Genomic DNA, 7,077 nt, shown 5'->3' with positions numbered 1-7,077 from the left:
CCCGGTGGACGCGCTGCTCGACCTGGCCGCGTTCGCGGACGAGCGGCAGAGCGCGGCGTACGAACGCCGACGCGCCGGCGCGGACGAGTTGCGCGAGGCGGAGCGTGAGGTCGCGCTGTGCCAGGCTCGGGAGGTGGAGGCGTCGGGCGCGGCGCGGCGCAAGCGGTCCCAGGTCCTGGGCTCGGCCGTGGTGACCCTGGAGGGCGTCGGCGACGCCGGCGGCCGGATCGAACTCGCGCTGGAGTACCACGTACCGGGCGCACGCTGGGCCCCGATGTATCAACTGCGCCTCGACGAGGCGATGACCGGCGGCACTCTCGTCCTGCGCGCGTGTGTCGCGCAGCGCACGGACGAGGACTGGACCGGCGTACGGCTCGGCCTGTCGACGGCCGACCTGAGCCGGCGCACGGACCTGCCCGAGCTCAAGTCGCTGCGCCTGGGTCGCCGGCAGAGCGCGCCCGCGCACGCGGGATGGCGCGAACCGCCGACCGGGCTGGCCGAGTTGTTCTCGGGCTACGACGCGAAGCGCGTGAATCGGCCGGAGCCGGACGCACCCGTCTACCTGGGGGCGCGCAGGGTCGCCGACCACGAGGACTACGACGAGGAGGGTTACCCGGTCGCGGCAAGCGCCGCGGACCCGATCTCGGCCCCGCCGCCCATGCTCCCGGCGCCCCTGGCACGACCGATGCCCGCCGCCCCCGGGGGCGCTCCTCCCTCATTCGCGGGCTACGCAGGGGCTCCGCAGCAGGAGTCGTCGGAGGTGACGTTCGGCGCCGAGGCGCGGTTCGACGTGGCCGTCGCCGGAGGTGCGCGGATGCGCTCCGCGGCTCCCAAGAGGTCCTTCGCGCCACCGCTGCCGCCGACCCCGGCCGACGACCTGCTCGACTACGCGGCGCTCGAACTGCACGGCGCCGACGAACACGCGGGCGTCCGCGGCCGGTTGCGCCCCGCGGTGCCCTCGGGCGGTGGCCCGGCCGAGCAACTGCACCAGCGCGCCGGCATGGTCGCCCTCCTGCCGCTGCCCGCGCACGCGGTCCCGCCGCGTGACACGGCCGGGTCCTACGACTACCGCTTCGACACCGCGGCGCCCGCCGAGGTGCCCGCCGACGGGGGCTGGCACACGATCCCGGTGTGCGAGATCGAGATCGGTCTGACCCCGGAGTTCGTCTGCGTACCGGCCCTGGACGAGGCCGTCTTCGGCACCGTCGTACTCGCCAACACCTCGCCGCACGCGCTGCTCGCGGGACCCGCCGACGTGTCGGTGGCCGGCGAGTTCCTGATGACCGTGCCGCTGCCCACCCTGGCCCCCGGGGCGCGCGAGCGGGTCGGTGTCGGCGTGGTGGAAAGCGTCCAGGTCGCCCGGCACGCGCACATGAGCGAGTCGACGGCGGGGCTGCGCAACAACACCCTCGTGCTCGACCACCGCATCGAGGTCGAGGCGGTCAACCACCTGTCCCGGGCGATCCGCCTCGACGTCCTGGAGCGGGTCCCGGTGACCGATGACAAGGACGTACGGATCGAGGAGCACGCCGGCAAGCCGCGCTGGCAGCCTGACGACGAGTTGCGCGACGGCCGCCACGTCGAGGGCGCGCGCGTGTGGCGGGTGGAACTCGCGGCGGGCGAGCGGGTACGGCTGACCGGTGGTTACGAGATCCGGATCCCGGCCGCCAAGGCCGTGGTCGGCGGAAACAGGAGGGTCTGACGGTGACTGCGCCGACGATGGAGCACGCCGACGACCGCAAGGCGGACGCCTTGGCGATCACGGCGGTGACGTGCCTGGAGGACCGGGCCCAGGTGACCCGGTCCGGCCGGGTCGAACTGGCCGCCGGCGTGCAGCGGTTGCGGATCGGCCCGGTGACCCCGCTCGCGGTGGACCGCTCGCTGCGCGCCGAGGTGGTCGCCGACGACGGCACGGCGACGGCGATCGACGCGCGCGTGGTGCGGGTGTACACGCCGCGGTCGGTGTCGGCGCCGGGTGCCGACGCGCACGAGCTGCGCCGGCTCGTGTACGACCTGGGCCGGCGACAGGACGCGTTGTCGGCCCGTGAGGACGTTCTCCGGACCCGGGTCGCGCTGCTGGAGCAGGCCCGCGCCGATCTGCTGCGCGACATCACCGAGCAGACCGGTTTCGGGGTCACCGAACCCGAGCGCTGGTCGGGCGAGTTGGACCGGCTCACCGACGAGGGCGAGCGCCGCTACGACGAATTGCACGCCACGACCGGCGAGCGGGCCACCGTCGTGCGTCGGATCCGCGACGCGGAGGCCGCGCTGGCGACGGCGGTCGCCGAGGACCTGGAGCTGACCGCGACCGTCGAGGTCGTCGTCGAGGCCGACCGCGCGGGCTCGGCCGAGTTGCGCGTGGTGCACCTGGTGCCGTGCGCGCTGTGGCGGCCCGCCTATCGCGCGACGCTCGCGGCGGATCGGCGCTCGATCGAGGTCGAGTCGGACGCGGTGGTGTGGCAGCGCACCGGCGAGGACTGGTCGGGCGTCGCGCTGTCGCTGTCCACGGCGCGCCCGACATTGGCGGCCCGGCCGCCGAGTCTGGCCGAGGACCGGCTGACCCTGCGCGACCGTACCCAGGAGGAGAAGAAGAACGTCGAGGTGGACCTGCGCGAGGAGGACATCTCCTCGGTCGGCGCGGTGGCGCAGGCGGCGACCGAGCTGCCGGGCGTGGACGACGGCGGCGAGGTGCGCGTGCTGGCGGCGCCGGCGCCGGTACACGTGGCCTCCGACGGCACGCCGCACCGGATCCGGCTGACCACGTTCACCACGGCGTGCGAGCCGGAGGCGGCGTGCGCGCCCGAGCTGTCGCCCTATGTGAGCCAGGTCGTGCGCTTTCCCAACGATGCCGGGCACGTGCTGCTCGCGGGCCCGGTGGAGTTGGTGCGTGGCAGCGGGTACATCGGGCGCGGGCAGCTCGACTTCGCCGCGGCCGGCGAGGAGGTCCGGCTGCCGTTCGGGAGCGAGGACGACTTCCGGGTGGTGCGCGAGGTGACCGAGTCGCGGACCACGGCCGGGCTCACCGGTCGCACGGTGGTGACCAGGACGGTGACGCTGTTCGTGTCGCACGTCGCCGCGCCGGACGCGGTCGCGCCCGGGACGGTCGTGGTGCGCGAGCGGGTCCCGGTCTCGGAGGTCTCGGCTGTCGAGGTCAAGGTCCGCCGCGACCTGTGCGACCCGGCCCCGGAGGCGGTCGACGACCAGGGGATCGTCCGCTACGACGTGGATCTCACGCCGGGCGGCCGACGGCGGATGACGCTCGTGTACGAACTGCACGCCTCGGGAAAAGTCACCGGCCTTTGAGTCCTCCCGTGTTCCGGGAGCCGACCGTTTACGCTGGACGGGAGATGACCGCACACCGAGTATCCGTACGCCGAGTACCTGTCAGGGAGACCGCCACATGATCAGGGTCCTGCTTTTTCTGCTGCCCCTGGCCCTCGGGATCTACGCGTTCATCGACTGCCTCACCACCGAGGAGCAGAAGGTTCGCAGCCTCCCGAAGATCGCCTGGGTGTTCATCATCCTGTTCTTTTGGCCGGTCTTCCTCGGGCCGATCGGCTGGCTGGCCGCCGGGCGCCCCAAGCGCGAATACGCGCCGGGCGGCGGCGCCGGCGGTGCCGGCTTCGGGTTCGGCGGCCGTGGCCAGGGGCGGCAGATGGCCCCGGACGACGACCCCGAGTTTCTCGCGTCGCTGAACAAGGACGGCTCGACCCCCGGCAACCCGACCTCCTCCGCGCAGGAGCAGGACGAGATGCTCAAGCGTTGGGAAGAGGACCTCAAGCGCCGCGAGGACGACCTGCGCAGCCCCGACCAGGACAACCCGGAAGGGCGCGCCAAGGACTGACTCCGCGAGCGGCCGGCGTGTGATCGGGTGGTGGCGGCCGGTTGGGTCGCGGCGGCTGCTTCGGGTGCCGAGTGGTCAGGTCGCGGCGGCCACTTCGGACGCCGCGTCGGCGAGCAGCCGGCCGGTCTTGTCCAGCGTCGCGCCGTCGGTGCGGGCCGCGAAGCCGCGCAGGCTCAGGATCAGCGCGAGATCACCGTCGCGGTCGTGCACCGGGGCGCTGATCGCGCCGATGCGATAGTCGCGGTTCGGCTCCAGGTCGTCGATCTGGCCGCCGTCGGAGGCGCCGATCTCGGCGGCGATCTCCTCCAGGAGGGTGCGCAGCCGAGCCGCCGACGCGCCCGCGCCCAGGGTGTCCAGCCCCTCCAGATGCTCGTCCAACTCGCCCAGGGTCTCGCCGAGACGGGTCTCCACGTCGGTGACCAGTTCGATCGCGAAGCCGCGGCGCCGCGCGTTGTCGATCGCGCGCTCCATCCGCCCGCGCGCGAGGGGACTGTCGGCCCCGTCGAGCCAGCGCCGCACCGTCTGCTCGTCGGCCCACGGCACGTAGCCGATGCCCAGCGGCGGCGCGATCGGCGCCTGCGCACCGATGTTGATCCGGTGCAGATCGGGTCCCGGCGCGCGGACGATCTCGGCGATCGCCACGTGATACTCCCCCGGTGTCATCGCCAGGCAGGTCAGTCCGGTCTCGTCGCGCAGTCTGCGCATCACCGGGCGCGCGATGTCGAGCACGCCCAGACCCTGTGCGGCGGCCCGGCCCACGGCGACGAGCGCGGGGCCCAGGCGATAGGTCCGGCGGGTGGGGTGGCGGATCAACCAGCCGAGCGAGGTCAGGCTCGCGAGCATCGGATGGCAGGTCGCGGGCGTGACCGCGAGGTGTCGGGCGATCTCGGAGAGGGTCAGCCCCTCCTCGGGGCGTTCGGCGATCGCGTCGACCAGGGAGACGAGTCGATCGGTCTGCGGTGAGGGTCGAGGGGCCATGACGAACGACCCTAGCGGACCTTTTCGCATAGTGCGCATATTGACTCGCACAATGCGCAGCCGTACGGTCTGCCTCACCTTACCGGGGAGGCTCATATGTACGACCTCAAGATCATCAACGCCACGATCGTGGACGGCACCGGTGCAGATCGGTATCTCGGGGACATCGGCATCAAGGACGGCCTGATCGTCGCGCTGCGGCGGCACGACGGCGCCGACCCGGAACTGGTCGAGGACGCCGCCGAGACGATCGACGCGACCGGCCGGATCGTCACGCCTGGCTTCGTCGACATCCACACCCACTACGACGGCCAGGCCACGTGGGACGAGGTACTCGACCCGTCCACGACGCACGGGGTGACCACCGTGGTGTCCGGCAACTGCGGCGTCGGCTTCGCGCCGGTACGACCGGGTCGCGAGGACTGGCTGATCCGGTTGATGGAGGGGGTCGAGGACATCCCCGGCACAGCCCTCGCCGAGGGCATGACGTGGGGTTGGGAGACCTTCCCCGAGTATCTGGACGTACTGGGCGCGCGCACCTTCGCCGCGGACATCGGGGTACAGGTCGCGCACGGCGCGGTCCGCGCGTACGCGATGGGCGACCGGGGCGCGCGCAACGAGCCGGCGACGGCCGAGGACATCGCGGCGATGGCGGTGATCGTCCGGGAGGCGGTCGAGGCCGGCGCGCTCGGCTTCTCCACGTCGCGCACGGTGGCGCACAAGGCAATGGGCGGCGAGCCGGTCCCGGGCACGTTCGCGACGGAGGACGAGCTGTTCGGGCTGGGCCGGGCGATGGCCGCGGGTGGGCGGGCGGTGTTCGAGCTGGCGCCGACCGGCTCCTCGGGCGAGGACATCGTGAAGCCGGCCTCCGAGGTGGAGTGGATGCGACGCCTCGCGGCCGAGATCGGCATGCCGGTGTCGTTCGCACTGCTCCAGGTCAACGCCGCGCCCGAACTGTGGCGCGAACTGATGGCCGAGTCGTCGGCCGCGAACGAGGCGGGCGCGCAACTGCACCCGCAGATCGCCGGCCGGCCGTTCGGGATGCTGACCGGCTTCGGCACGCGCAACGCGTTCAGCAAGCGGCCCACGTTCGGGGCGCTGGCCGCCCGGCGCGCGCAAGGAGAGCTGTCGGACGCCGAGTTCGCGGCCGAGTTGGCCCGGCCCGAGGTCAAGGCGGCGATCCTGGCCGAGGCCGATCTGCCGAGCGACGCGTCGATTCCGGGCGACTCGGTCAACCTGGCGATGCAGTTCATGATGGACCGGATGTACCCGATGGACGCGGTTCCGGACTACGAACCGCTGCCGGACCGCACGGTCGTCGAGATCGCGAAGGCGCGCGGCGAGGCGCCGCTGTCGACGCTGTACGACCTGATGCTGGAGGACGACGCGCGGACCACGCTGATGGTCCCGATGTTCAACTACTCCGACGGCGACCACGAGGCGATCCGGGAGATGCTCACCCACCCGGCGAGCGTGTTCGGCCTGGCCGACGGCGGCGCGCACTGCTCGATGATCTGCGACGCCTCGCAGCCGACCTTCCTGCTCACCCACTGGGCCCGGGACCGCTCACGCGGCGAGGGCCTGCCGCTGGAATTCGTGGTCCGCAAGCAGACCCACGACACGGCCGCGCTGTACGGCCTGAGCGACCGGGGTGTGGTGGCGAAGGGCAAGCGGGCCGACCTGAACGTGATCGACCTGGACGCCCTGACCTTGCATCGGCCGCGGATGGTCCACGACTTGCCGGCGGGCGGTGGGCGGATGCTCCAGAACGCGACGGGCTACGTGGCGACGATCGTGGCAGGCCAGGTGACGCGGCGGGACGGCGTGGACACGGGGGCTCGGCCGGGTCGGTTGGTGCGCGGGGCGCGGTAGCGCGCGGGGTTGGAAGTGGCTTGGCGTGTCCGCGCTTTGCCTGCCCGTCCACCCGTTTCGTCAGGTGGGCGCGCTGCGTGGGGCGGCGGCGCGGTTTCATGTGGAACACGTCCGCCCCGATACCCGTGGTGGGTATCGGGGCGATGGACGTTTCGGCCGCTCGTGTACATGTGTCAGTCGTCCATGCCGCCTTGGCCGGCGCCGCCCATGGGGGTGACCTTGACCGGGGAGCCGGCGCCGTCGGTGACGGGCAGCGAGGCCGCGCCCGGCCACTGGAGGGGGACGGTCTCGGTCTCTCCGGGCGGGGTGACCTGTATGCCGGTGATGCGGACGCCGGAGCCGCCGGTGTCGTTGGCCGGGTAGTCGATGCCGAAGGACACCGA

The 7,077-nt window shown here is 72.7% G+C and carries 5 protein-coding genes and 1 pseudogene; 4 read left to right on the top strand and 2 right to left on the bottom strand.

The genetic code is table 11. The features are described from left to right. The 3 genes from GT354_RS50105 to GT354_RS50095 all read left to right on the top strand — a co-directional run. On the top strand, positions 1-1,702 hold a 1,702-nt coding region (locus GT354_RS50105), incomplete at its 5' end, for a DUF4139 domain-containing protein (RefSeq protein ID WP_161364879.1). A gap of 2 nt (positions 1,703-1,704) precedes the next feature. Beyond that, positions 1,705-3,303, top strand: a complete 1,599-nt coding sequence (locus GT354_RS50100) for a DUF4139 domain-containing protein (protein ID WP_346012529.1) — start codon at positions 1,705-1,707, stop codon at positions 3,301-3,303. Between the two features lie 97 nt (positions 3,304-3,400). Continuing rightward, complete coding sequence (locus GT354_RS50095) at positions 3,401-3,844, top strand: PLD nuclease N-terminal domain-containing protein (protein WP_161364877.1); 444 nt, start codon at positions 3,401-3,403, stop codon at positions 3,842-3,844. Between the two features lie 75 nt (positions 3,845-3,919). Here GT354_RS50095 and GT354_RS50090 read toward each other — a convergent pair whose 3' ends face one another. After that, positions 3,920-4,822 (bottom strand): helix-turn-helix domain-containing protein, encoded by a 903-nt coding sequence (locus GT354_RS50090; RefSeq protein ID WP_161364875.1) that lies wholly within the window; start codon positions 4,820-4,822, stop codon positions 3,920-3,922. A gap of 96 nt (positions 4,823-4,918) precedes the next feature. Here GT354_RS50090 and GT354_RS50085 point away from each other — a divergent pair, with 96 nt between their 5' ends. Then, on the top strand, positions 4,919-6,694 hold the full coding sequence (locus GT354_RS50085; protein ID WP_161364872.1) for an amidohydrolase family protein: 1,776 nt from the start codon (positions 4,919-4,921) through the stop codon (positions 6,692-6,694). A 173-nt stretch (positions 6,695-6,867) separates the two neighbouring features. Here the strand turns inward: GT354_RS50085 and GT354_RS50080 are convergent. Further along, positions 6,868-7,077: pseudogene (locus GT354_RS50080) on the bottom strand (DUF4232 domain-containing protein); the annotation flags it as partial.

It is taken from the genome of Streptomyces sp. SID3343 (genome assembly GCF_009865215.1).
Taxonomy (GTDB): Bacteria; Actinomycetota; Actinomycetes; order Streptomycetales; family Streptomycetaceae; genus Embleya.
This window is presented reverse-complemented; position numbering and strand designations above follow the sequence as displayed.

Bases quoted from the DNA above. Each gene is read 5' to 3' on its own strand.
- GT354_RS50095 (WP_161364877.1), top strand. From the start codon at position 3,401: ATGATCAGGGTCCTGCTTTTTCTGCTGCCCCTGGCCCTCGGGATCTAC.
- GT354_RS50090 (WP_161364875.1), bottom strand. From the start codon at position 4,822: ATGGCCCCTCGACCCTCACCGCAGACCGATCGACTCGTCTCCCTGGTC.
- GT354_RS50085 (WP_161364872.1), top strand. From the start codon at position 4,919: ATGTACGACCTCAAGATCATCAACGCCACGATCGTGGACGGCACCGGT.